This window comes from Chryseobacterium mulctrae, assembly GCF_006175945.1.
GTDB classification, from domain to species: Bacteria; Bacteroidota; Bacteroidia; order Flavobacteriales; family Weeksellaceae; genus Chryseobacterium; species Chryseobacterium mulctrae.
This window is the reverse complement of the sequence record NZ_VAJL01000001.1, coordinates 2903736-2928221: the sequence shown is the minus strand read 5'-3', so window position 1 is coordinate 2928221 and position 24486 is coordinate 2903736. Positions and strand designations below refer to the sequence as shown.

The following is a 24486-nucleotide window of genomic DNA, read 5'->3' as shown; positions in this document are numbered from 1 at the left end:
ATATTGTTACATTAATTTAATTATACATCATAATTAAGCATCACCACATTCGTTGTCGGGTGACATTGACAGGTAAGAACGAAGCCTCTGGCTACTTCTTCTTCGGTAAGCGCATAGTTTTTCTCCATGAAAACTTCTCCTTCCAAAACTTCCGCTTTACACGTACAACAAACTCCTCCTTTACATGCAAAAGGTACAGGAAGATTGTCTTTCAATGCTTTATCTAAGATACTCTCTTTTTTAGAATTAAGGTGGAACGAATATTCATCATCATCAATGATTACTGTTACCATACTTTCTATATTGGCAATAGCTTTGAATTCATCGCTCATTTCCTCCGTATTCTCTTCGTCTGGAGCAGTAAAATATTCAAATAAAACCTGAATTGCCGGTACTTTCTTATCTTTCTTTAAATAATCTGCAATTCCTTTAATCATTTCTGAAGGTCCACAAATGAAGAAGGTAGATTCTTTAACATCGATATCTGTATATCTTTCGAACAGCTGATCTAATTTTTCAGGAGAGATTCTTCCCTCAAAAATTGGGTCTTCGTGCTGTTCACGACTTACTAAATAAACAACTTTCAGTCTTCCGTTAAAAGTTTCAACTAACTTATCGATTTCAGCCTTTTTCATCACATGATTCATGCTTCTGTTGCTGTAGAACAGATAAGCATTTGAATTCGGTTCCTGGTAAAGACTTTCTTTAATATTTGATAAGACCGGAGAAATTCCGCTTCCTGCCGCCAAACCAACATAAGTTTTTACGTTTGTCGGATGATAAGATGTATTGAAACCACCCATTGGAGGCATCACTTCAAGGATTTCATCCATGTGAAGATGTTCGTTGAAATAACCGGAAACTTTTCCGTTTTCCAATAATTTCACCAATACTTCCAGCGTGTTGCTTTTTTCACTCGGCGCATTGCAGATAGAATAAGAACGTCTTTCTTCGTTCCCGTTAATCATCATTCGGAAATTAAGATATTGCCCCTGCTTGAATCTGAATTTATCTTTCAGTTCCTCAGGAATTTCAACGGCTACATTTACAGCATCGTTGGTATCTTTCTGAACCCTTACAGTTTTTAATTTATAAAATGAATTCATTTTGTTTTTAGTATTCTATTAATTTTTCCACCTTCGCATTTAGGTAAGCTGTCTTGAGCATGAATTTTCACTTTCGTTGTGATTCCTACTCGTTTTTTTATTTCGTTTTCTATACTTTTTCCAAAGTTTCCGACAAAAATAGCATAATCATCGGTATTTTGATTTAAATTTTTCGAAGCTATTAATTCATCATCAATTTCAACATCAATATCCAACGCTACACACATTTGTTCTTTCTCAATCGGTGTTAAATAATAATTAGGAACCACTCCTTCCACATGAGAAAATGCTTCTTCGATTTGACTTGGGTATACATTTACCCCTCTTACAATCAGCATATCATCAGCTCTTCCAAGAATAGGTCTCATTTTAACCATTGTTCTTTTTGAATTTTCTTCATAATAAAGACTTGTGATATCATTCGTCCAGTAACGTAAAAGCGGCATTGCTTTTTTAGTTAAAGTCGTAATCACCAAAACTCCTTCTTCACCAAACGGAACAGGTTCTTTTGTAATCGGATCTAAAATTTCAGGATAAAAATGATCTTCCCAAATGTAAGAGCCTCCTTTTTCCTCAAAGTCTTCCATCGAAACTCCAGGACCGATAATTTCACTTAACCCATAAATATTGGTTGCATGAACGCCTAATCTTTCTTCAATGTGATGTCTTATCAATTCCGTCCATGGCTCTGAACCTAAAACAGCATATTTTAAACTGATTTCATTTGCCGAGATTCCTCTTTTAGCAAATTCATCAGCGATTGTTAAAGCATAAGAAGGTGAACAACAGATTACTTCAGGTTTAAAATCCATGATTAAATCTACCTGTCTTGCTGTCATTCCTCCAGAAATTGGAAGTACACTCATCCCTAGTTTTTCAGCACCATAATGTAGCCCTAGTCCGCCCGTGAAGATTCCGTATCCATAAGCATTATGCAACTGCATTCCCGGTTTTGCACCCGCTGCATTTAAAGATCTTGCTACGACTTCGCTGAATAAATCAACGTCTTCTTTTGTATATCCTACAACCGTTGGTTTTCCCGTTGTTCCGCTTGAACAGTGAATTCTTTGTAATTCAACCTTTGGAACCGTAAATAATCCGAACGGATAATTGTCTCTTAAATCTTGTTTGTAAGTAATCGGTAGTTTTGAAATATCTTCAATTGTCCTTATTTCTTGCGGTGATATTCCTAATTCATCAAATTTTCCTTTATAAAAATCTGACTTCTCTTCAAGATAACCCACCAAACTCGCCAACCTTTCCGATTGGAGATGTCTTAATTGGTCGAGTTTTAAGTATTCAACTGAAAAATCCACACTCATAACTAACTAACATTTGTTAGGTGTAAATTTAAAAAGAATTTGGAACGTGACAAAATTTTTATGACTTTCGTCATATTTTGAATGATTCTAAATAGCTGAGGCTAAGATTGAGGTTGAGTTTAAGATGAATTTGCGTCAAGTTTGTCATTCTGAAAGGAGCACAGTGGATTGAAGAATCTCTAATGATAAAGTTGAGATTCTTCCTTCGTCAGAATGACAAAATATTGTATAAAAAATATCACAAAGTTTGTCATTCAGAGCGTAACGAAGTGGAGCGTGGAATCTATTTATGTCAGTAAAGATTACTTCCAAATAACAAATTTTAAAAACCTGAATGATTTTCTCTCGCTGATTTATGAGATTAAGCAGATTTCTTTTATTTGCTTCATAGAAAATTAGACTTTGGAAACTTCAAGAATTTCCGGTCTTTCTGAATCATCTGAAATTTTTCCACTTTTGGCAAATTCAGTCCAGAGTTTTCTTAATTTTTTTCCGTTCTCATCCATGTATTTCCATGGAATATTTTTTAGAATTCCTGCATTTTTCCAGGCAGACTCGTTACCAAAAATAAAAGGAAGATCAATAGCATGAGCTCCCAAAAAGTAATTGGAAACTTTAAAACGTGGATAAATTCTAAACAAATAAACATTTCCGCCTGCTTTGGAAAAATTTTCAGCAAAATCTGCTGCAGGTTTTCCATAAATGATTTCTGTTGTTGTGCGGATTGCTTTGTTTATAATTTTTGCGGGAAAATATTTATTGATCGTATCAGAAGCTTTCAGGTAGAAAGCGGTTTCTTCATCATTCAAACCAATTAAAACATCGATTTCTTTTGCCTTGTATTTCCATTTTTCTTCTGCTTCCCATTCGTTGCACAATGGTGGAAAACCATATTGAGTTCCGAAAGGCATTGCAGCTTTTAAGCCATATTTTAAAAAAGAGGGAGTATTGTTTTTATAGTTTTCAATAATTTCTAAAACATCCGATTTATTGTTAAACATTCGGGTATTTTCCAGAAACTCTGCTGACATTTTTTGCCGGTTCTTCCTTAAACCTAAAGGAGCGCTGTGAATAATTACTCTTTTAAACAAATTTTCAGTTCCTTCTGAAATCATTAAATGAGCAATTGCATCTCCGCCTGAAGACTGCCCAAAAAGGGTAATATTTTCTGAATCTCCACCGAAAGAGGCAATATTATTTTTAATCCATTTCAACGCTTCAATCAAATCAAACAGACCTAAATTGGCAGGTTTATCTTCGTTTCCGCCTAAAAAACCAAAAACACCCAAACGGTAAGAGACTGTAACAATAATTACATTTTGTTCTTTTACCCAATCTCTGGGATCTGCCGTAAGAATATCACCGCAACCAATCTCATACGAACCACCATGAATCCAAACAATAACCGATAGTTTTTCGTTTTCCTTAAAATTTTCAGGTCTGAAGACCGAAATATATTGTGGAGATTCATCCACTTCAAAATCATCTAAATTGGTTTTGCTAATCATTTTTTCAAGAAGTGGACTGATATTTTGTGGGCAAACCGGAGTTTTTTCAGGAAAAATAATTTCTGAAACGGAAGGTTCAACAGCAATCGGTTTTTTGAACCTTTCAGAATAAGCATACCGAATGTTTTTAGCTTTTAAAATTCCGTTTTCTCTGAAAGCTAAAATTCTTCCGAAGGGCGTCTGAAAAGTATAAGTATTAGAATTATTTTGATTTGCGGTCATGGTTTCGCAATAAAATTTAAACTTATTTATAACTACAATTTACAAATTTTGTTTTAAAAAAATATGCATATCCGTTTTCCATCATAGTAAAAATTTTAACGCAAAGAGCGCAAAGATTTCTTTAAACAATTAGCTGTTTTAAGCTCGCAAAGGCGTTTGACTTTGTCGAATCTTGGATTTCACTCAGCAAAGGTTTGTCGTAATTTTCAATCATTTACACAGTACGGATACTGGATTAAAAAACTAATCACAAATTTAATTCAGAGATTTAAACTCGCTTGGAGAAACTCCTACTTTACTTTTGAATAATCTTGTAAAATGCTGCGGATATTTAAATCCCAAATCGTAAGAAATTTGACTGATGGATTTTGATGTATCAAAAATCTGATCTTTCGCCACATCGATCAGTTTATTATGAATAAATTCCTGAGCAGAAATTCCGAGCTCCTTTTTAATTAAATCGCCAAAATAATTAGCTGAAAGGTTAAGCTGTTCGGCAAAATAATTGACCATTGGAAAGCCCAGATTTTTAGGTTTATCAGATTTCAAATAATCATCCAAAGATTTCTCAAACTTTCCTATAAAATTCTGATTAATGTGGTCTCGTGTAATAAACTGACGATCGTAAAAACGCATGCAATAATTTAAAAATAGTTCAATATTATTAACAATTAGTGATTTGCTATGTTTATCAATCGCCTGCTCGAGTTCTAATTTTATATTTTTAAAACATTCCAAAATAATTTCCCTTTCTTTTTCTGAAAGATGCAATGCTTCATGAACATCATAAGAAAAAAAATTGTAGTCTCGGATGTTTCTTCCCAAATTGGTTCCTTTCAATAAATCCGGATGAAAAATTAAGGCAAAACCTGCAGGCTGAATATAAGTTCCTGCATTATAAATCCCATAAGTCTGTCCCGGAGCGATGAAAACCAGAGTTCCTTCCTGATAATCATAGCTGTGCTTTCCGTATTGCATATCACCACACATAACATCTTTCAGAAAAACAGTATAAAAACCAAACTGTCTTGTATGTTGACAAATAGGATCAGATTTAGAAAAATCTACCACACTTACCATCGGGTGCAATGTTTCGTGCTTCAGCATTTTATTGTATTCTGAAACGCTGTTGTATATTTCAACTTCCTGATTTTCCATGAAGTAAATTTTTAATTTTAATTCAAAATTACCAATTTCCGACCTACAATTTTGGGTGTAAGTAAAATTGGTAAATGATTCTGTAATTTATATAAGTATTTTTACATTTAAAGTATCGACTTTTGTATCAGAAAATTGATGATCTGTTCTTTAAATTATAATAGTTGATTTTAACGCAAAGAGCGCAAAATTTTTTTAAATGTTTGAAAATATTTTTCGTTCGCAAAGGCGTTTGACTTCGTCGAATCTTCGATTTCACTCAGCAAAGAACACGAACATTTCAAATTATGATTGATTGAAGGTAATCAGTTTAGAAAACATAGAAATAGTATAATCAAACTAAATTAAAAAATATGGACACATTTACCGTAAAAGCTTTTGGAGCAGAATCTAAAACTGCCGATTTAGCAGAAATGAATATTGAGAGAAGAGAAGTAACAGCGAATGATATAGAAATTGAAATTCTGTATTGCGGAGTTTGCCACTCTGATCTTCACACCGCAAGAAACGATTGGGGCGGAACAAAATATCCATCTGTTCCCGGTCATGAAATTATCGGAAAAATAACAAAAGTAGGTAGCGAAGTTTCTAAATTCAAAGTTGGCGATCTTGCAGGAGTTGGCTGTATAGTAGATTCTTGCGGGCATTGTAACAGCTGTAAACATGATTTGGAACAATATTGTGAAAACGGATTTACAGGAACTTACAATGGAAATGACAAGCATTTGGGAGGTCATACTTTTGGAGGATATTCTCAAAAAGTAGTTGTAGATGCAGGTCATGTTTTAAAAATTCCGGCAAATCTAGATTTGGCTGCAGTTGCACCACTTCTTTGTGCAGGAATTACAACCTGGTCACCTTTAAGACATTGGAATGTTGGAGCTGATTCTAAGGTTGCTGTTGTAGGATTAGGTGGATTGGGACACATGGCAATTAAGCTTGCAAAAGGTTTGGGAGCTGAAGTAACTTTATTCTCAAGGACTCCGGGAAAAACTGAAGATGCTAAAAAATTGGGTGCAGATCATGTTGTTATTTCGACTGATGAAGAGCAAATGAATTCTGTAAAAGGAAAGTTTGATTTAATTATCGACACTGTACCTTACGATCATGATGTAAATCCTTATATTACTACATTAACGATTAACGGAACTCATGTTTTGGTAGGTTTTATCGGCAAGATGGAAGATAGTTTATTTACTCCGCCAATGATCATGGGAAGAAAATCGGTTGCAGGTTCTGTGATCGGAGGTATTGCTGAAACTCAGGAAATGCTTGATTTCTGTGGCGAACACAATATTGTGTCTGAAATTGAAATCATTAAAATGCAAGACATCAACGAAGCATATGAAAGAATGCTGAAAAGCGATGTGAGATACCGTTTTGTGATTGATATGAAATCTTTATAATCTCAAATTTAATTATAAAAGAGACTCTTCATTTTTGGAGAGTCTTTTTTGTTTTATGAGGATAATTGACTTTGTTAGTTTTAAATAGAAAAAATTAACTAACCCCGTCTTTTTGCTTATGCAAAAATCCATTCCTTCAGAGAAGGGGAATTTTATTTGTATTCACCTTCCATTTCTTTGAAAGCCCATTCTGCCATTGAGTGAATGACGGGAATTAATTCTTTTCCTGATTGGCTTAAATTGTAGGTAACGTGTGGCGGAACAATAGGTTTCGCCGTTCTTATGACTAATCCGTCATTTTCAAGTTGTTTTAAATGTTGAATAAGCATTTTTTCTGTGATCGCCGGAATTGCACGTTTCAGTTCGCTGTATCTTTTATCACTTGTTGAAAGATGATATAAAATAATAGGTTTCCAATAGCCTCCAATCTTTTCCATCACATAGGTTACCGGACAAAGATCTAATGCAATTTTTTTATTCTGCTGAATAGTAGAACTTTCTTTAATAGCTGCCATAATACATACTTTAGGGTAAGTACTTGTATAAAAGTATGTACAAATATACCTTTGTTCTCAGAAATAAAAAAATATTTATTATGAAAATTATCATCACAGGTTCATTAGGAAATGTAGCAAAACCACTTGTTCAACAATTAATTGGCGAAGGTAACGACATCACGGTAATCAGCAGTAACGAAACTAAGAAAGACGAAATAGAAGCTTTAGGTGCAAAAGCAGCAATTGGATCTATTGCAGATTTAGATTTTTTAGTTAAAACTTTTGAAGGAGCAAATGCAGCATTTTTAATGACTCCTCCGAATATGGGCGGGGTTAATATTGTTGAAAACACCATTAATGCAGGAAAAAATTACGCAGAAGCTATTAAACAAACCGGAATAAAGAGAGTTGTCATGTTAAGCAGTATCGGTGCGGAGTCTCCTGTGGAAAACGGACCAATAAAAGGTCTTCATTTCATCGAAAAATTCTACAATGAACTGGAAAATACTTCTGTCACATTTTTAAGAGCCGGATATTTTTATTTGAACTTCTTTAATGATATTCCATTGATTAAAAATGCAGGAATTATCGGTGCTAATTTCCCTCAGGATACGAAAGTTCCGTTAGTTCACCCTATTGATATCGCCAAAGTAGCAACTGAAGAATTGGTTAAGAACTTTGAAGGCAAAAATGTAAAATATATTGTAAGTGATGAGCGTACAGCTTCTGAATTTGCTCAAGTTTTTGGAAACGCCATCGGTAAACCCGACCTTCCTTGGATTGAATTTAAAGACGAAGATTCTTTAAACGGAATGCTTCAAGCCGGACTTCCTCAGGAAATGGCTGAATTGTATACCGAAATGGGAAGAGGAATCAGAGCTGGTGTTGTACAAAAAGATTTTATTGAGCACGGTTCTGTTGTTGATGGAGAGATCAAATTAGAAGAATTTGCAAAGGAATTTGCTGAAAAATTTAATGCTTAATTTCTTTTGGTTAATTTAATAATTTCGGCGAGCCTTTGGCTCGCCGAAATTATTTGCTGATTTTTTTATTGATAGGATTTTATCCTATCCTTTAGTAGATCGTCCCTTCGGGACTCTTGAATTATTTCTTTAGTGTTTCTTTTAAAACCTTCAATTTTCCATCAATCGGCTGTGTGATCTTTAAACCCAAAATTTCAGCCACCAAAGGATAAACATTGATATTCTCAAATTCATCAATTACTAAGTTGTTATTAAAATTCAATCCCCAAGCGAAGAATGTAGCTTTCATTTCAGGGACGATTCTAGGATCATAACCGTGTTTTCCGACCGAAGTTCTTTTATCTCTTTCTAAAAATATTTTTGGCGCTTTTGGGATCAATAAAATTTGTCCTATTCTATTGTATCGGTCGTCTTTCGTTGCAAAATGCAAATATTTTGGTAATTTTTTATCCAGATAAACTTCATAATCATCGGTTTTATTGGCTTTTAATTCTTTGTAAACTTTCTTTACCTCATCAGGTTTTTTCACATAAACTCTTAATAAAGTCTGAGAGTTATAATAATCGAATCTGTTTTTATCAAAAAGCATTTGAGGAATTTCCAGTGGATTTCCACGATCAACTTTTATCATTCCATGATCGGAAACGAAGATAAAATTGACATTTTTTAAGCCTAATTGATTTACTTTCTGAACCAACTCTCCTATCGCATGATCAACTAAATGAACAGCCACTTCTGTCTCTTTTGTGTCTGGTCCGAAACGATGTCCCGCACCGTCAACTTCCGGAAAGTATAATGAAATAAAATGCGGCCTTTTATCTTCAGGAAGTTTCAGCCAGTTAATTACTTTATCCACTTTTTCAGAAGGTGTAAATTTTTCATGATATGGATAATAATATGTTGGTCTCATTCCACCTGCATCACTTGCAGAACCTACCCATTGCAAAGAAGCACTGATTGTTCCCTGTTTTTCAGCTAAGCTCCAAAGTGGAGTTCCACCGTACCAACTTCCGTCTTCAGCGTTTTGGCGGTTGCTCATTGCGTAAGCTTGTTTTCTTTGGTAATCATAGAAAAAATTATCAATTAAGCCGTGATGAGAAGGATATAATCCGGTAATTAATGTCCAGTGATTCGGAAAAGTAATACTTGGATAACTTGGAGTCATTGCTTTTGCCTGAATTCCTTGATTTGAATATTTCAAAAGATTTTGGGCATTGTATTTTTTAGCATAATCATATCTAAAACCATCTGCAGAAATCATGATGACATAAGGCTTTTGTATCGCTTCAGCATCGTTAAAACTATTAGAAATAACAATTTGAGTAGTGTCTACAATTCCTATCTGAGCAAATATTGTTAGTGATGAAGTGAGCATTAAAAATGCCAATATTTTCTTCATTCTTTTATTTTTTACAAAGGTAGCCTCAGGAAATTTCACAAAAAAGTTTCGTAAGTTAAAAAAATATTAAACCTGAAATTTTCCCCATTTTATTCTGTCATCAATCCTAAAATTAAAAGAAACAATTTCAAATACAAAAGGTGCAATAATAAAAGTCTCTTTTATCTAACAAAGTTATTAAAGCAAAAGAATGCCCCAACGAAAGTTGGGGCATTCTATATATTTAAGATAAACCTTAAGCGTTAACGTTGTTTCCTCCTAATACGAAAGGCTCAACTTCTTTGATTTCTCCGAATTGTTGCTCGTAGTTTGTGATGTTTTGCTGAAGTGCAGCTAAAACTCTTTTAGCGTGAAGCGGAGCCAAGATTACTCTTGATCTCACGTTAGCTTGCTGTACACCCGGCATAAGCTGGATGAAATCTACTACAAACTCAGATGGAGAATGGTTTACTAAAGCAAGGTTACAGTAAACTCCTGAAGCTACCATCTCGTTAAGTTGGATGTTGATGTTGTTTGGATCGTTGTTTTGATTTTGATTGTCCATTGTATAAGTTATATTTTTAAAAATGAAATTTGAGAGTGTGAAAGTATAAAAATAATTTCAAACCTCAAATTTCAAATCATTAATTTTAGTTAAGGTCTTCGAATTCTTTCTTAGAACCAACAATTACATTTTGATACTCTTTAAGACCTGTACCTGCAGGGATTCTGTGTCCTACAATTACATTTTCTTTAAGACCATTCAAGCTGTCTACTTTACCAGCAACTGCTGCTTCGTTTAGAACTTTAGTTGTTTCCTGGAATGATGCTGCAGACATGAACGACTTAGTTTGTAGAGCAGCTCTTGTAATACCTTGCAATACTGGTGTTGCAGTAGCAGGTAAAGCTTCTCTTACTTCAACTAAAGCCTGATCTTCACGCTTCAACTTAGAGTTTTCGTCTCTTAGTTCTCTTGCAGTAATCATTTGTCCCGGTTTAAATTCTTTAGAATCACCAGCTTCTGTAACTACTTTAAGACCAAATACTCTGTTGTTTTCCATTAAGAAATCGTATTTGTGCTCAAGAGCAGCTTCAAGGAACTGAGTATCACCTCCATCAACAATTGATACTTTTGTCATCATTTGTCTTACGATGATTTCGAAGTGTTTATCGTCGATTTTCACCCCTTGTAGACGGTAAACTTCCTGAATTTCATTTACTAAATATTCCTGAACCGCAGTTGGTCCTTTGATCTTCAAGATATCGTCTGGAGTAACTGAACCGTCAGAAAGTGGCGAACCAGCTCTTACGAAGTCATTCTCCTGTACTAGAATCTGGTTTGATAATTTAACTAAATAAATTTTTCTTTCACCAGTTTTAGCTTCAACGATCAATTCTCGGTTACCTCTCTTAATTTTTCCGTAAGAAACTACCCCATCGATTTCTGTAACAACCGCTGGGTTTGAAGGGTTTCTTGCTTCGAATAATTCGGTAACTCTTGGAAGACCTCCTGTAATATCCCCTGTCTTAGCAGCTTTTCTTGGGATTTTGATTAAGACTTTACCAGCCCTAATTTTTTCACCATCGTTTACCATTAAGTGGGCTCCTACCGGTAAGTTGTAACCTTTTTGTTCAACACCTTTAGAATCTACTACTTTTAATGTAGGTACGGCTTTCTTATTTCTAGATTCAGAGATTACTTTCTCTTCGAAACCAGTCTGCTCATCAATTTCTAATTGGAATGAAATACCTTGGATGATGTCTTCATACTCTACTTTACCAGCAGTCTCTGCAATAATTACCGCGTTATACGGATCCCATTTACAGATTAAATCACCTTTTTTCACTTTATCACCTGGTTTTACAGCTAATATAGCACCATAAGGTACGTTGGCAATCATTAATGGAGTTTTAGCTTCATTATCAGCAACCAATCTAAATTCTGTTGTACGTGATACTACTACTTCAGCATTGTTTCCGTTTTCATCTTCAGAAGTAATTGTTCTTACTTCATCTAATTCTACGATACCATCTCTTCTTGCGATAATTGAAGGGTTTTCTGATACGTTTGTAGATACACCTCCTTGGTGGAAAGTTCTCAATGTAAGCTGAGTTCCCGGTTCCCCAATTGATTGTGCAGCAATAACCCCTACAGCTTCACCCATATGAATTGGCTTACCCGTAGCTAGGTTTCTACCGTAACATTTAGCACAGATTCCTTTTTTAGTTTCACAAGTCAGGGGTGAACGAACCTCAACTGCTTCAATACCGATTTCTTCGATTCTTTTAGCTAAAGATTCATTAATAATCTGATCTGCCTGAGCAATTAACTCATCTGTTTCAGGGTCATAAATATTATGTAGAGAAACTCTACCTAAGATTCTTTCTGAAATCTTTTCAACGATCTCGTCATTTTTCTTAAGTGCAGTAACTTCTGTACCTCTTAAAGTTCCACAGTCGTCTTCTGTAACGATAACGTCTTGTGCAACGTCTACCAATCTTCTCGTTAAGTAACCCGCATCGGCAGTCTTAAGAGCGGTATCCGCAAGACCTTTACGAGCACCGTGAGTAGAGATAAAGTATTCTAAGATGGAAAGACCCTCCTTAAAGTTTGCAAGAATCGGGTTTTCGATAATTTCCGCACCGGTAGAACCAGCTTTTTGCGGTTTTGCCATCAAACCTCTCATCCCTGATAACTGACGGATCTGTTCCTTAGAACCCCTTGCTCCAGAGTCAAGCATCATGTATACAGAGTTGAAACCACCTTGGTCAGTTTTCATTCTGCTCATGATCATTTCAGTTAATCCTGCGTTGGTGTTTGTCCAAACGTCGATTACCTGGTTATAACGTTCTGTATCTGTAATTAGACCCATGTTATAGTTGGCTCTAATTTCGTCAACTGTTTCAATCGAAGTAGCGATCATTTTCTTTTTCTCAACAGGAACAACGATGTCACCTAATGAGAACGAAAGACCTCCTTTGAATGCATTTGAATACCCTAAGTCTTTCATTGCATCCAAGAACTTCACAGTAGTAGGAAAATCTGTATCGGCAAGTACTCTACCGATAATATTTCTTAATGATTTCTTAGTAAGAAGCTCATTAATATATCCTGACTGTTTAGGAACGATCTGGTTGAATAAGATTCTACCTACAGAAGTTTCAGTTAATTTCGTAGTGATTACTCCATCTTCTTTAATAGGAAGTCTACATCTTACTTTAGCGTTCAATGAAACTCTACCTTCAGCATAAGCGATTTCCGCTTCTTCCGGAGAGTAGAATGCAAGACCTTCACCTTTTACTTTCATTGTCTCAGTAGAGCTCAATTCTTTGGTCATGAAATAAAGCCCCAGAACCATGTCCTGAGATGGTACTGTAATTGGAGATCCGTTTGCAGGGTTCAAGATATTTTGAGAACCTAACATCAATAACTGAGCTTCAAGGATCGCTTCAGGACCCAACGGTAAGTGTACCGCCATCTGGTCACCATCGAAATCGGCGTTGAATGCTGTTGTTACTAACGGGTGTAGTTGGATTGCCTTACCTTCAATCATCTTAGGTTGGAAAGCCTGGATACCCAGTCTGTGAAGCGTAGGTGCTCTGTTTAGTAAAACAGGGTGACCTTTCATCACGTTTTCTAGAATATCATAAACTACTGGTTCTTTTCTGTCGATAATTCTTTTTGCAGATTTTACTGTTTTTACAATTCCTCTTTCAATCAGTTTTCTGATGATAAACGGTTTGTAAAGCTCAGCTGCCATATCTTTAGGAATACCACATTCGTGAAGCTGTAAGTTTGGACCTACAACAATTACCGAACGCGCCGAGTAATCTACCCTTTTCCCTAGTAAGTTCTGACGGAAACGACCTTGCTTACCTTTCAATGAATCTGAAAGTGATTTCAATGGTCTGTTTGATTCAGATTTTACTGCAGAAGATTTTCTTGTGTTATCGAATAATGAATCTACTGATTCCTGAAGCATACGCTTCTCGTTTCTCAAGATTACTTCAGGAGCTTTGATCTCCAATAATCTCTTCAAACGGTTATTTCTGATAATAACTCTTCTATAAAGGTCATTCAAGTCAGAAGTTGCGAAACGTCCTCCATCCAATGGAACTAATGGTCTTAGTTCTGGTGGGATAACAGGAAGTACACGCATGATCATCCACTCTGGTCTGTTGATCATTCTTGTATTAGCACCTCTTAATGCTTCTACAACGTTCAATCTTTTTAGAGCTTCTGTTCTTCTTTGCTTAGAACCTTCGTTGTGAGCTTTGTGTCTCAAGTCGAAAGACAATGCATCAAGATCGATTCTTTTTAATAGTTCCTCAACAGCTTCAGCACCCATTTTAGCGATAAATTTGTTTGGATCTGAATCATCAAGATACTGGTTTTCTACAGGAAGAGTTTCCATGATATCAAGGTATTCTTCTTCTGTAAGGAATTCCATGTGGTCAAAATCAGCACCGTCTAATTTCTTAGCAATACCTTGTTGAATTACCACATATCTTTCGTAATAGATAATCATATCCAATTTCTTGGAAGGAATACCTAAAAGGTAACCGATTTTGTTTGGTAAAGAACGGAAATACCAAATGTGCGCAATAGGAACAACCAAACCAATATGTCCGATTCTTTCTCTACGTACTTTTTTCTCCGTAACCTCTACACCACAACGGTCACAAACGATCCCTTTGTAACGAATTCTCTTGTATTTACCACAAGCACATTCGTAATCTTTGATAGGACCGAAGATTTTTTCACAGAACAAACCGTCTCTTTCAGGCTTGTGCGTTCTGTAGTTAATAGTTTCCGGCTTAAGAACCTCCCCTCTTGAGTCCTGTAAAATAGACTCTGGTGAAGCTAAACCGATGGTTATTTTATTAAATCTACTTGATTTATTTTTATTTGACATTTGTTAGATTTTAAATTTTAGATTTTAGATTTTAGATTAATTTTTGAATGTTGCCATTCAACATTTATAATTTAAAATTTAAAATTATTCCTCTAGTCTTACGTCTAATCCAAGACCTTGTAACTCGTGAAGTAGTACATTGAAAGATTCAGGAATACCTGGTTCAGGCATTGCTTCTCCTTTCGCAATCGCTTCATAAGTTTTTGCTCTACCAATCACGTCATCTGACTTCACAGTAAGGATCTCTCTCAAGATATTTGATGCTCCAAATGCTTCAAGAGCCCAAACCTCCATCTCTCCGAATCTCTGACCTCCAAACTGAGCTTTACCTCCTAATGGCTGTTGAGTAATCAATGAGTAAGGTCCGATAGAACGTGCGTGCATTTTGTCATCAACCATGTGTCCTAATTTCAACATATAGATGATACCAACTGTTGCAGCCTGAGTAAATCTTTCTCCGGTACCACCATCATAAAGGTGAGTGTGACCGAATTTAGGAACTCCTGCTTTCTCAGTGTACTCAGTAATCTGATCAAGACTTGCTCCGTCAAAGATTGGCGTAGCAAACTTCAATCCTAATTTTCTACCTGCCCATCCAAGAACGGTTTCGTAGATCTGACCAATGTTCATACGAGAAGGTACCCCAAGTGGATTCAATACGATATCTACCGGTGTTCCGTCTTCTAGGAATGGCATATCTTCTTCACGAACGATTCTCGAAACGATACCTTTGTTACCGTGACGACCTGCCATTTTATCTCCAACGTTTAGTTTACGTTTTTTAGCGATATAAACTTTAGCCAACTTCATGATACCTGCCGGAAGCTCATCTCCGATAGAAATTGCGAATTTCTCACGGTTTTTAACTCCCTGAATATCGTTGAATTTGATTTTATAGTTGTGAATTAATTGTTTGATCAATTCATTCTTATCGTTGTCAACAGTCCAATCTGCACCGCTTACGTTAACGTAATCTTCAACTGATGTCAATAATTTATGAGTAAATTTCATACCCTTACCGATGATTTCTTCATCTAAGTCGTTGGTAACTCCCTGAGAAGTTTTACCGCTAACAAGAGTATTTAATTTTTCAATTAAACTATTTCTTAACTCGTCAAACTTAGCCTTGTAAGTGTTTTCAATCTCTTCAAGTTTAAGTTTTTCTTCAGTTCTTTTCTTTTTATCTTTAATGTTTCTAGAGAACAATTTTTTGTTGATAACAACACCTCTTAATGAAGAATCTGCTTTCAATGAAGCATCTTTTACATCACCAGCTTTATCACCAAAGATTGCTCTAAGAAGTTTTTCTTCAGGAGTTGGGTCAGATTCACCTTTTGGAGTAATCTTACCAATCATGATATCACCAGGCTTCACTTCAGCACCGATTCTGATCATTCCGTTCTCATCAAGATCTTTTGTAGCTTCTTCAGAAACGTTAGGAATATCTGCTGTCAATTCTTCCATACCTAATTTGGTATCACGAACTTCAAGAGAATACTCATCTACGTGGATTGAAGTAAACCAGTCTTCACGTACAACTTTTTCGTTGATTACGATCGCATCCTCAAAGTTGTAACCCTTCCAAGGCATGAACGCAACTACTAAGTTTCTACCAAGAGCCAATTCTCCTTTTTCAGTAGCATAACCGTCGCAAAGTACTTGTCCTTTTTCCACTACATCACCTACTCTTACGTTTGGTCTTAGGGTAATTGTTGTACTCTGGTTAGTTTTTCTAAACTTCGTAAGGTTATATGTTTTCGTAGCAGATTCGAATGATACTAAATCTTCGTCTTCGCTTCTTTCATATTTAATTGTAATCTTGTCTGCATCAACATACTCAACAGTACCTGTACCTTCAGCGTTGATCAAAATTCTAGAATCTTTTGCAACTTGCTGTTCCAGACCTGTACCTACGATTGGAGCTTGTGGCTTCAACAAAGGAACTGCCTGACGCATCATGTTTGATCCCATCAATGCACGGTTCGCATCATCATGCTCTAAGAATGGAATTAATGAGGCTGAAATACCAGAAATCTGGTTTGGTGCAACGTCGATCAAGTTAACTTCAGAAGGCTCAACTACAGGATAATCACCATCTAGACGAGCAATAATTCTGTCTGTGATAAATGTACCATTGTCATTCAACTCAACGTTTGCCTGAGCAATTACTTTATCTTCTTCGTCTTCCGCGTTTAAGTAGATAGGATCTGCATTTAAATCTACAGTACCTTCGCTTACTTTTCTATATGGAGTTTCGATGAAACCTAAAGTATTGATTTTAGCATAAATACCTAAAGATGAAATCAAACCAATGTTTGGTCCTTCAGGAGTTTCGATAGGACAAATTCTACCATAGTGAGTATGGTGAACGTCACGTACCTCGAAACCTGCTCTTTCTCTTGATAAACCACCAGGTCCTAGAGCAGAAAGTCTACGCTTGTGCGTGATTTCTGACAATGGGTTGGTTTGGTCCATGAACTGAGAAAGCTGGTTGGTACCAAAGAATGAGTTAATTACTGATGTTAAAGTTTTAGCATTAACAAGATCAAGAGGAGTAAAGATTTCGTTATCTCTAACGTTCATTCTTTCCTTGATTGTTCTTGCAATTCTAGAAAGACCTACACCGAACTGTCCTGCCAATTGCTCACCAACAGTTTTAATTCTTCTGTTTGATAAGTGGTCGATATCATCAACCTCAGCTTTAGAGTTTACCAATTCGATTAAGTGTCTTACAATCGCAATAATATCTTCTTTTGTAAGAACCTCAGTTGTAGTAGGGATATTAAGACCTAACTTTTTGTTTAGTCTGTAACGTCCTACTTCTCCTAATGAATATCTTTGCTCAGAGAAGAATAATTTTTCGATAATTCCTCTTGCAGTTTCCTCATCTGGTGGATCTGCATTTCTTAACTGACGATAAATATATTCTACCGCTTCTTTTTCAGAGTTGGTAGGGTCTTTTTGTAATGTATTCTGGATGATAGAGAATTCATTTGCATTTTCTTTGTGAATCAAGATAGATTTCACACCTGCATCCAAAATAAGATCTAAATGTTCTTTTTCAAGAATCGTTTCTCTATCTAAGATGATTTCGTTTCTTTCAATAGAAACAACCTCACCAGTGTCTTCGTCTACGAAATCTTCGAACCAAGTGTTCAATACTCTCGCAGCCAAAGTTCTACCTTCTACTTTTTTAAGGGCAGCTTTAGAAACTTTCACTTCTTCAGCAAGGTCAAAGATCTGAAGAATGTCTTTATCAGATTCAAAACCGATTGCTCTTAATAGAGTTGTTAAAGGTAATTTTTTCTTACGGTCGATATACGCGTACATTACGCTGTTGATATCGGTAGTAAATTCCATCCAAGATCCTTTGAAAGGGATAATTCTTGAATAATACAATTTTGTTCCGTTTGCGTGGTAAGTCTGTCCGAAGAATACACCCGGAGATCTGTGTAACTGAGTTACAATAACACGCTCTGCTCCATTGATAATGAAAGAACCACTATCTGTCATGTAAGGAACCGGACCTAAATATACATCTTGTACAACTGTTTGAAAATCTTCATGTTCAGGATCTGTACAATACAATTTAAGTCTCGCTTTTAGAGGAACTGAATACGTTAAACCTCTTTCCACACATTCATTGATTGAATAACGTGGAGAATCTACCAAATAATCTAAGAATTCCAATACAAATTGGTTTCTAGAATCGGTAATTGGAAAGTTTTCTTGGAAGGTTTTGTGCAAACCTTCTTTCTTTCTGTCCTCAGGAAGTGTGTCTAGCTGGAAAAAATCTTTAAATGACTCTAACTGGATATCTAAGAAATCCGGAGTAATGATTTTTCCTTTAGCCGAAGAGAAATTAATTCTCTCAACTCCCCTAGTTGTTGATGTTGTTTTACTCATAAAACTTTTAAGAAAGGGTTAAAAAATATTTTGTTTTTATTCAAAAATATCAGAAAAAAGAAAGGTAAAAGGCAAAAGTGAAAAGGAAGAAGTGTTTTTGGCGCTCACGAAAGACCTTGGCTCTTACTACTTTATACATATCTCTTTCTAACTGCAACACTGGTATATCTTTTCACAGTGTAATGCAAAATATTTTTATTTTTATCTAACGACGAAAAAACCGTAATTACAGCAAAAACACAGAAGACCCTTTCAAATTAACGAAAGAGCTGATTTTCAATATTTTACCGTAATATGTTTAATTTTTAGCGCCAAAAGAGACTGCAAATATACAAAATTTATTTTTTTTCACGCAACAAAAAACCACTTCTAAATGAAGTGGTTAAATATTCAAAAATTAATTTTCTTGATTTATGGCTTCCAAAAAGTCCAAACTTTTCCATTGAATACAGCCAGCTGTTTTTTGACAGTATCATAAACCATCAAACCCGGAGCAGGATTCACAATATTAAGATGTGGGCTAGCGGCCTTTGGCAGCACCATAGCTTTATCAGCATCCTCCAAAACCAAGATTCCAGAAACCTGAGAAGGAACTCCCGTTCCGATACTCACTCTCGCACCAGGATCTTCAGCAAAAGCATTCTGGATAACCATTCCATCCACGCTCGTTAAAGGATCTACCGTCGTTCCGGAGGTATCAACCGACAAATCTCTCCAACCTGCCACATACTTTACTTTTACTTTATGATCTGAAACATCATAAATCATTGTTCCCTCCACCGGGCTCAATACCCCTGTATAACTTGCATTAGGCGTTCCTACAACAGTCGACACCCAAGGAAGGAGTAATCCTTTATGTCCATTCGTTGGATCACTAATTCCAAATTCCAGAGAAATTTTTCCATTTGCAACACTGGGTTTACCAATTGCTACCTGCGAGAAAACTGGAATTGAAAAAACAAAAGCTATGATAAATGCTATATTTTTATTCATTCTATTAATATTTAGAGTTAATAGTCAGGGCAAGTCTGTGTAAGAAAACACTTCCAACCAGATGCTGTACCATCGATATTAATCTGCAAACAGTCTAAGTCTTTATTGTAAACCATCATTCCTTCAACAAGATCAGCAACAGGTATTTGCGCAACCTGAAGAGATGTCAACCTGTTCGGAACAAACCCTTTTGTTTTAGACTCCAAAGCTAGCCATGCTCCTTTTCTTACCGTAGGCCAGCCGTTCGCACTAGCTCTATTCAAAGAAGTAATACCAGTTGCAGTGCCCAGCTCTATTAGTGTTCCACCTGCTACCGCAGGTTTATAACATGCACAAGGACCTACAGCCACTATCACAGGGGAAGATACAGGACTGTAACAATTATTTAGCGTATCATGAAAAACCGCCCAATATATGCCGTTACCTACAGCATTGGGAGCAGCTACCAAATTAGCATTAGAAGGTGTACTACTTGTATGCCACTCTAATACACTACCCGAAGGGGCTGCTGAGCCTGCATATTGGGTAAGGTCGACAGTTAATACGGGGCAGGTATTGGTCACTACTTTTACTTTTATACTCGGGCTATAACAGTTGCTTACACTATCATAAAAAACGCCATAATAATTCCCAGGAATCACAGCACCAGCCTGTGCCGTTGTCAGCAGATTACTCCCCGAAACCGGCAGTCCACTATGCCATTCAAATACAGTTCCGGAAGGCGGAGTACCTGAATAGTGAGTATTTAAATTTACTACAGTCTGTGACCAGCCACTACTGTAGAGCACTAATGTAAAAAGCGCAGTCAACAGATTCTTATATGAAAATATCTTAATCATTTGATTTCACTTTTTAGTTAATTACTGGAGCCACGGTACCCGCCAAACAGCAGGCCGTTTTTGTAAATGTAACCGCTACAGATGCAGGACTATAACAAGCTCCGGCTGTATTATTCAGAAACGCATAATACGTTCCGGCAGCAGCAACTGCCGTAGGGGTAGCAACGGGTGATCCTGCATGAGTATTATTGGTATACCATTCTAAAGTAACCCCTGCAGGCAGTGTTCCGGAATATAAACTGTTCAGATTAACGGTTTGTGACGGGCAGACATTTGTAATAGTAGTTGCCGTTAAAGTAGGCGCTGTTGCACAGCAGTTTGCAGCCGTTACCGTCAACGTTGTAGCAGGCGAAGTACATCCTGCATTATTAGCATCAGAATAATAAGCAACATATGTACCCGGAGTGGAAACTGCTGTAGGGTTTGTAATTTTATTACCCAGAGAGTCATAGAAATCTAGTGTTACGCCGGCAGGAAGAGAAGCTTCAGCCGTTCCTGTATAATTGCTTTTTAAATTGATAGTGGAACCACATGCTATAACAGCGCTAGCAGAACTAAATGCCGGAGCTACCACTGGAGCATTACATCTGAATATAACATCATTAGTCGTAGAAAAAGCACCAGAAGCAGAGCCATAGTTTATTGAAATACCAATACCATTATCAGTATTAGCATTGGTATCTATTGTTTTATTGAATATATAAGAATTACTACTCAAATTGGAATTCAAATTTGATTAGCTCGCCGAATAATAACCATCCCAGGCTTTCCCGCTTTTATATTTAAACGCCTCATAAACAACCTGCCCGCTTACTGTTTTTTGTGTCCCCATTGTAAGGTTAGCACCCATTCCGCTGACAAAACCAGGACCTCTATCTCCGCCATCGAGATAAGTATCCCAACCTTGTGATAATTTTACAAGTTCAGAATTTCCGGCAGGAATAATAACATCATATTTCACTGTAAAAAATGCATTAGGATAGGTATATGAGTAAGTAAGTCTAAGACCATACACCAAACCGCTTTTAGTAATGGAAAAATTAATTACATGCTCATAGTTATTTCCCGTATTATTACATGTGCTTGATATCGGTGTTAAACTAGTTCCTGAGCCTAATGACCCTGTTGTATACACGGTAGTTCCAATTACAAAGATTAATCCATTTGTAGTACTAGTTGTAGTATTCGGAGTAGAAAAGAATGTTGAAAGAGCACTATTATAAATCTGAAATTTTCCTTCTCTGGAAATCTGCAAATTCCCAGCACCTGAAATTTCTATCTTAAGTCCATCGGTTGTATTCGTCCCCCCAGTTGTATTCATGATTGTAATATCATTATAATTGGTGGGTGTACACGTCATTTGGGCATTCGTTTTAATAACACTAAAAAATGTTAATAAAAACACTATTTTTAAAAGTAATTTTATTTTCATAATACTGAATTTGGTTATTTTAATTGGGTAATATTTTATTATTATAGCCTAATTGTACCATATTATTGTAATTTAGTACAAATACCTACTTGCTCTTTGTGTTTTTCAAAAATACTAAAAAAAACAAACATCAATTATATTTATTTAACATTTTCACATAAAAAAACCGTTCAAAATGAACGGTTTTTTATTATGTTAATAAAGCTGTTTAAAAAAGAATTACTTTACAATAACTTTATAAGATTTAACAGCGGAGCCAGTCTCTATTTTAATAATATAAATTCCTGCAGGCAGTGAAGAAGTATTCACCTAAGTATTCCCTTTGAACTTATCTGTTTTAATCAGTTGCCCCTGTAAAGAGAATAACGTGTAAGTACCTTCTTCTTTAGTCTGAATATTGAGATTTTCGCCAGATTTTACAGGATTAGGATAAATTTTGGCATCAACAGCAACATTTTCAATTTCTGAAATACCTGATCCTTTTGCAGCATTTTTCAATGATGAAGCATATGGAGAAAGTGGAGAGCCAGGAGCTCCTCTTTTTAAAAGAGCCGTATCTACAAGAGCCTGAATACCGTCTTTATCTGCATCATTAATTCTAGAAATAAATCCAAAACCTAGATTATCTAGATCTTCTTTTCCAATAGCATATAAATCAAAATCAACACCATTAGAAGTCAAATCAACAAAATCAAGTCTACCATCTCCGTCTGTATCTTTGGCTCTGTATTCAGGTTTTAAAATCCCAGAATCTATTGAAGTTTCTAAAATATCTGCAATACCATTTTTTCCTACAGGAACAGTGCTGTCAATTATTCCGTTATGATCTGCATCAATCTGATTAATTATAGATATTGGAATACCTGATTCAAATAAATCTAAAATCCCATCATTATCTGAATCTAAATCTAGGTAGTTAGAAATCCCATCTCCTAAATTAGGCGTAACAAGAATATTGCCTTCTGCATCATCATCAGTAAACTCACCATTACCATTAATATCTTCAGTATTATCAGGTATACCGTCATTATCAGCATCTAAATCACATGCATCCATAATACCATCTCCGTCTGTATCTATAGTATTTGATTTATCATTTACTGCTGTACATCCTTCTGCACAATCCGGAATACCATTTCCGTTATTATCGATATTATCATTACCATTCGCACATTTATCATTACAATTAGGCACACCATCACCATCATCATCTAGCTGCACGAAAGCATTGTATATCATATATGATTGAAGAAGGCCTGCGCCAAGGGGATTACTTATTTCAATCTTCATTCTATCGAATGGCTTAGTAGAGTTAAATCCAACATAGAATCTATTAGAAGAGCTCACAAGAAGATCTCCGCTCAGAAGCTGTCCTCCTGATTTTCTTTCAGTTTCAGTTGTTCCGTTATAGAAAATTACATTAATAGTCTTTAAAATATCTACAGAAATAAAACTTGCTGTTTTTTCTAATGTAAATCCTCCAAATGTATTAGCCGGATATAGTCCAGTATTGCTTTTTACAGTCAATCTCGCTCCAGTCAAAATAGATACTAAAGGCATACCAATTGTAGCAAAATTTGTCTGATTAGCATCCGTAACATTGTATGGATTAGAAAGGGTAGCTTTAAGCAGGCCTCCGAAAATAAGTCCTCCATAAGCACCTGTCCAAGAGGTACCAGATACAATCTCTCCTACTCTTGAAGAACCAGAAGTCTGAATATATTCATTACAGTCACAACTTTGAAGTTCCTCGAAAGCATAATACACTTTTAGGCTTCCTAAATTAAAACCTAAAGTCTGAGTTATTTTAAGTCTTATTTCGTTAAAAGGCTTAGTAGATGTTAAGGTAACTTTTTGTTTCCCTGACCCATAGCTAAGAACTTTAATATTTATTAAACCTCCGCCATCAGATAAACTCTTCGAATCCTGAAGCTGTCCAAATAAATAAGTTTCTATTGTAATATTTTTTAAAAATTCAGCACTTAATATTTTGCCCTGATCATCAGGCTCAATAACAAACCCTGCTCTGTTACCAGCCGGATAAACCTGATTTTTATCTAATAAGCCTACAGAGTAAGACCCTAACAGACCTACAGGTAAAACAATAGATCCATAAGAAGACTTATCTCCATCGCCAATCTTCTCTCTATTCTGAACATAAGAAAGCGGGGCTAAAAAGCTGCTGCTACCTGATATATTTCCGTCTACACCGCTTCCTGCAATAATATCATCACAGACAGCATTGTTATCAACTGGTATTTTAGCAGCATCAAATGCAAATGCATAATATATATTCATTGCACTGAATACAGACAACACATTAGTCTGATACAATCTTACTTCATTAAATTCTTTTGTAGTCTTAAAGTGAAGGAAAACTCTGTTTTTATTTCCGCCAAATGCGGGTACTGATAATAATGTACTGCTTGTAGTAGACTCCTGCAATATTCCATTTTTATAAGTACTGATTCTTAATGAGCTTAATAAATCTATAGTAATAAAACTTGCTCCAAGATCAACATTAAATCCTGTAATATATCCTGCCGGATATGTAGTGTTTGTATTTTTAACAGATATACCGTTTCCACTTAACAGTGAAGCAAAGTTCCCCATGCTTACACTATTGCTTAAACTGGCATCTATTACCGGGTTCATACTTCCGTTATAGCATGCCAAGCAGATCCCTGAATTATTTACAGGTTTTGCCTCTACACCCATCCCTCGGATAGGTTCATAGCCCTGTTGGGCAAATGTCATTATTGACATTATGAATACCAGAAGCATAGACGACATTTTCTCGAATAATTTTTTTGCCATTTT

At 35.8% G+C, this 24486-nt stretch carries 17 protein-coding genes; 2 read left to right on the top strand and 15 right to left on the bottom strand.

Features of this window, described 5'->3' with window-relative positions:
• Positions 1 to 20: 20 nt before the first annotated feature.
• The 4 genes from FDY99_RS13455 to FDY99_RS13440 all read right to left on the bottom strand — a co-directional run bounded on the left by FDY99_RS13455 (position 21) and on the right by FDY99_RS13440 (position 5316).
• Positions 21 to 1106 carry a 2Fe-2S iron-sulfur cluster-binding protein gene (locus tag FDY99_RS13455; RefSeq protein ID WP_139422166.1) on the bottom strand — a complete coding sequence of 362 codons (1086 nt, stop codon included), beginning with the start codon at positions 1104 to 1106 and terminating at the stop codon, positions 21 to 23.
• A complete protein-coding gene (locus tag FDY99_RS13450) occupies positions 1103 to 2422 on the bottom strand; it encodes a phenylacetate--CoA ligase family protein (RefSeq protein WP_139423818.1) in 1320 nt (439 codons plus the stop codon). Before FDY99_RS13450 ends, FDY99_RS13455 begins: the two co-directional genes overlap by 4 nt.
• A gap of 401 nt (positions 2423 to 2823) precedes the next feature.
• Positions 2824 to 4158 carry a carboxylesterase family protein gene (locus tag FDY99_RS13445; RefSeq protein ID WP_139422164.1) on the bottom strand — a complete coding sequence of 445 codons (1335 nt, stop codon included), beginning with the start codon at positions 4156 to 4158 and terminating at the stop codon, positions 2824 to 2826.
• 255 nt (positions 4159 to 4413) lie between these two features.
• Complete coding sequence (locus FDY99_RS13440) at positions 4414 to 5316, bottom strand: helix-turn-helix domain-containing protein (RefSeq protein ID WP_139422162.1); 903 nt, start codon at positions 5314 to 5316, stop codon at positions 4414 to 4416.
• A gap of 353 nt (positions 5317 to 5669) precedes the next feature.
• Between FDY99_RS13440 and FDY99_RS13435 the strand changes: the two genes are divergently transcribed.
• Positions 5670 to 6722, top strand: coding sequence for an NAD(P)-dependent alcohol dehydrogenase (locus tag FDY99_RS13435; RefSeq protein ID WP_139422160.1), 1053 nt, complete (start codon positions 5670 to 5672; stop codon positions 6720 to 6722).
• A 152-nt stretch (positions 6723 to 6874) separates the two neighbouring features.
• On the opposite strand, the gene FDY99_RS13430 is transcribed toward FDY99_RS13435, so the two are convergent.
• Positions 6875 to 7237 carry a winged helix-turn-helix transcriptional regulator gene (locus FDY99_RS13430; protein ID WP_139422158.1) on the bottom strand — a complete coding sequence of 121 codons (363 nt, stop codon included), beginning with the start codon at positions 7235 to 7237 and terminating at the stop codon, positions 6875 to 6877.
• Between the two features lie 80 nt (positions 7238 to 7317).
• Between FDY99_RS13430 and FDY99_RS13425 the strand changes: the two genes are divergently transcribed.
• Positions 7318 to 8202, top strand: coding sequence for an NmrA family NAD(P)-binding protein (locus FDY99_RS13425; protein WP_139422156.1), 885 nt, complete (start codon positions 7318 to 7320; stop codon positions 8200 to 8202).
• A gap of 121 nt (positions 8203 to 8323) precedes the next feature.
• On the opposite strand, the gene FDY99_RS13420 is transcribed toward FDY99_RS13425, so the two are convergent.
• From FDY99_RS13420 to FDY99_RS13375, 10 genes are all read right to left on the bottom strand, one after another.
• A complete protein-coding gene (locus FDY99_RS13420) occupies positions 8324 to 9601 on the bottom strand; it encodes an alkaline phosphatase family protein (protein ID WP_139422154.1) in 1278 nt (425 codons plus the stop codon).
• 235 nt (positions 9602 to 9836) lie between these two features.
• Entirely contained in the window at positions 9837 to 10145 is a 309-nt protein-coding gene (locus tag FDY99_RS13415) for a DUF3467 domain-containing protein (RefSeq protein ID WP_066676059.1), read from the bottom strand.
• Between the two features lie 85 nt (positions 10146 to 10230).
• Positions 10231 to 14496 (bottom strand): DNA-directed RNA polymerase subunit beta', encoded by a 4266-nt coding sequence (rpoC, locus tag FDY99_RS13410; protein ID WP_139422153.1) that lies wholly within the window; start codon positions 14494 to 14496, stop codon positions 10231 to 10233.
• Between the two features lie 84 nt (positions 14497 to 14580).
• Entirely contained in the window at positions 14581 to 18402 is a 3822-nt protein-coding gene (gene rpoB, locus FDY99_RS13405; RefSeq protein WP_139422151.1) for a DNA-directed RNA polymerase subunit beta, read from the bottom strand.
• A 411-nt stretch (positions 18403 to 18813) separates the two neighbouring features.
• Complete coding sequence (locus FDY99_RS13400) at positions 18814 to 19395, bottom strand: hypothetical protein (protein WP_139422149.1); 582 nt, start codon at positions 19393 to 19395, stop codon at positions 18814 to 18816.
• A 17-nt stretch (positions 19396 to 19412) separates the two neighbouring features.
• Positions 19413 to 19844 (bottom strand): hypothetical protein, encoded by a 432-nt coding sequence (locus FDY99_RS13395; RefSeq protein WP_139422146.1) that lies wholly within the window; start codon positions 19842 to 19844, stop codon positions 19413 to 19415.
• 403 nt (positions 19845 to 20247) lie between these two features.
• The gene (locus tag FDY99_RS13390) at positions 20248 to 20952 is read right to left on the bottom strand and encodes a hypothetical protein (protein WP_139422145.1); all 705 of its coding nucleotides are present in this window, start codon (positions 20950 to 20952) and stop codon (positions 20248 to 20250) included.
• 18 nt (positions 20953 to 20970) lie between these two features.
• Complete coding sequence (locus FDY99_RS13385; protein ID WP_139422143.1) at positions 20971 to 21666, bottom strand: hypothetical protein; 696 nt, start codon at positions 21664 to 21666, stop codon at positions 20971 to 20973.
• A 219-nt stretch (positions 21667 to 21885) separates the two neighbouring features.
• Positions 21886 to 21975: a T9SS type A sorting domain-containing protein gene (locus tag FDY99_RS23705; protein ID WP_139422141.1), complete on the bottom strand. Its 90-nt coding sequence runs from the start codon at positions 21973 to 21975 to the stop codon at positions 21886 to 21888.
• Positions 21976 to 24483: a thrombospondin type 3 repeat-containing protein gene (locus FDY99_RS13375; RefSeq protein ID WP_139422139.1), complete on the bottom strand. Its 2508-nt coding sequence runs from the start codon at positions 24481 to 24483 to the stop codon at positions 21976 to 21978.
• Positions 24484 to 24486: the final 3 nt, after the last annotated feature.

What these genes read in the sequence shown, in the direction of transcription:
- FDY99_RS13455 (WP_139422166.1), bottom strand. Translation starts at nt 1,106, where the DNA reads ATGAATTCATTTTATAAATTAAAAACTGTAAGGGTTCAGAAAGATACC.
- FDY99_RS13445 (WP_139422164.1), bottom strand. Translation starts at nt 4,158, where the DNA reads ATGACCGCAAATCAAAATAATTCTAATACTTATACTTTTCAGACGCCC.
- FDY99_RS13440 (WP_139422162.1), bottom strand. Translation starts at nt 5,316, where the DNA reads ATGGAAAATCAGGAAGTTGAAATATACAACAGCGTTTCAGAATACAAT.
- FDY99_RS13435 (WP_139422160.1), top strand. Translation starts at nt 5,670, where the DNA reads ATGGACACATTTACCGTAAAAGCTTTTGGAGCAGAATCTAAAACTGCC.
- FDY99_RS13430 (WP_139422158.1), bottom strand. Translation starts at nt 7,237, where the DNA reads ATGGCAGCTATTAAAGAAAGTTCTACTATTCAGCAGAATAAAAAAATT.
- FDY99_RS13425 (WP_139422156.1), top strand. Translation starts at nt 7,318, where the DNA reads ATGAAAATTATCATCACAGGTTCATTAGGAAATGTAGCAAAACCACTT.
- FDY99_RS13420 (WP_139422154.1), bottom strand. Translation starts at nt 9,601, where the DNA reads ATGAAGAAAATATTGGCATTTTTAATGCTCACTTCATCACTAACAATA.
- FDY99_RS13415 (WP_066676059.1), bottom strand. Translation starts at nt 10,145, where the DNA reads ATGGACAATCAAAATCAAAACAACGATCCAAACAACATCAACATCCAA.
- rpoC (WP_139422153.1), bottom strand. Translation starts at nt 14,496, where the DNA reads ATGTCAAATAAAAATAAATCAAGTAGATTTAATAAAATAACCATCGGT.
- rpoB (WP_139422151.1), bottom strand. Translation starts at nt 18,402, where the DNA reads ATGAGTAAAACAACATCAACAACTAGGGGAGTTGAGAGAATTAATTTC.
- FDY99_RS13400 (WP_139422149.1), bottom strand. Translation starts at nt 19,395, where the DNA reads ATGAATAAAAATATAGCATTTATCATAGCTTTTGTTTTTTCAATTCCA.
- FDY99_RS13385 (WP_139422143.1), bottom strand. Translation starts at nt 21,666, where the DNA reads ATGAAAATAAAATTACTTTTAAAAATAGTGTTTTTATTAACATTTTTT.
- FDY99_RS13375 (WP_139422139.1), bottom strand. Translation starts at nt 24,483, where the DNA reads ATGGCAAAAAAATTATTCGAGAAAATGTCGTCTATGCTTCTGGTATTC.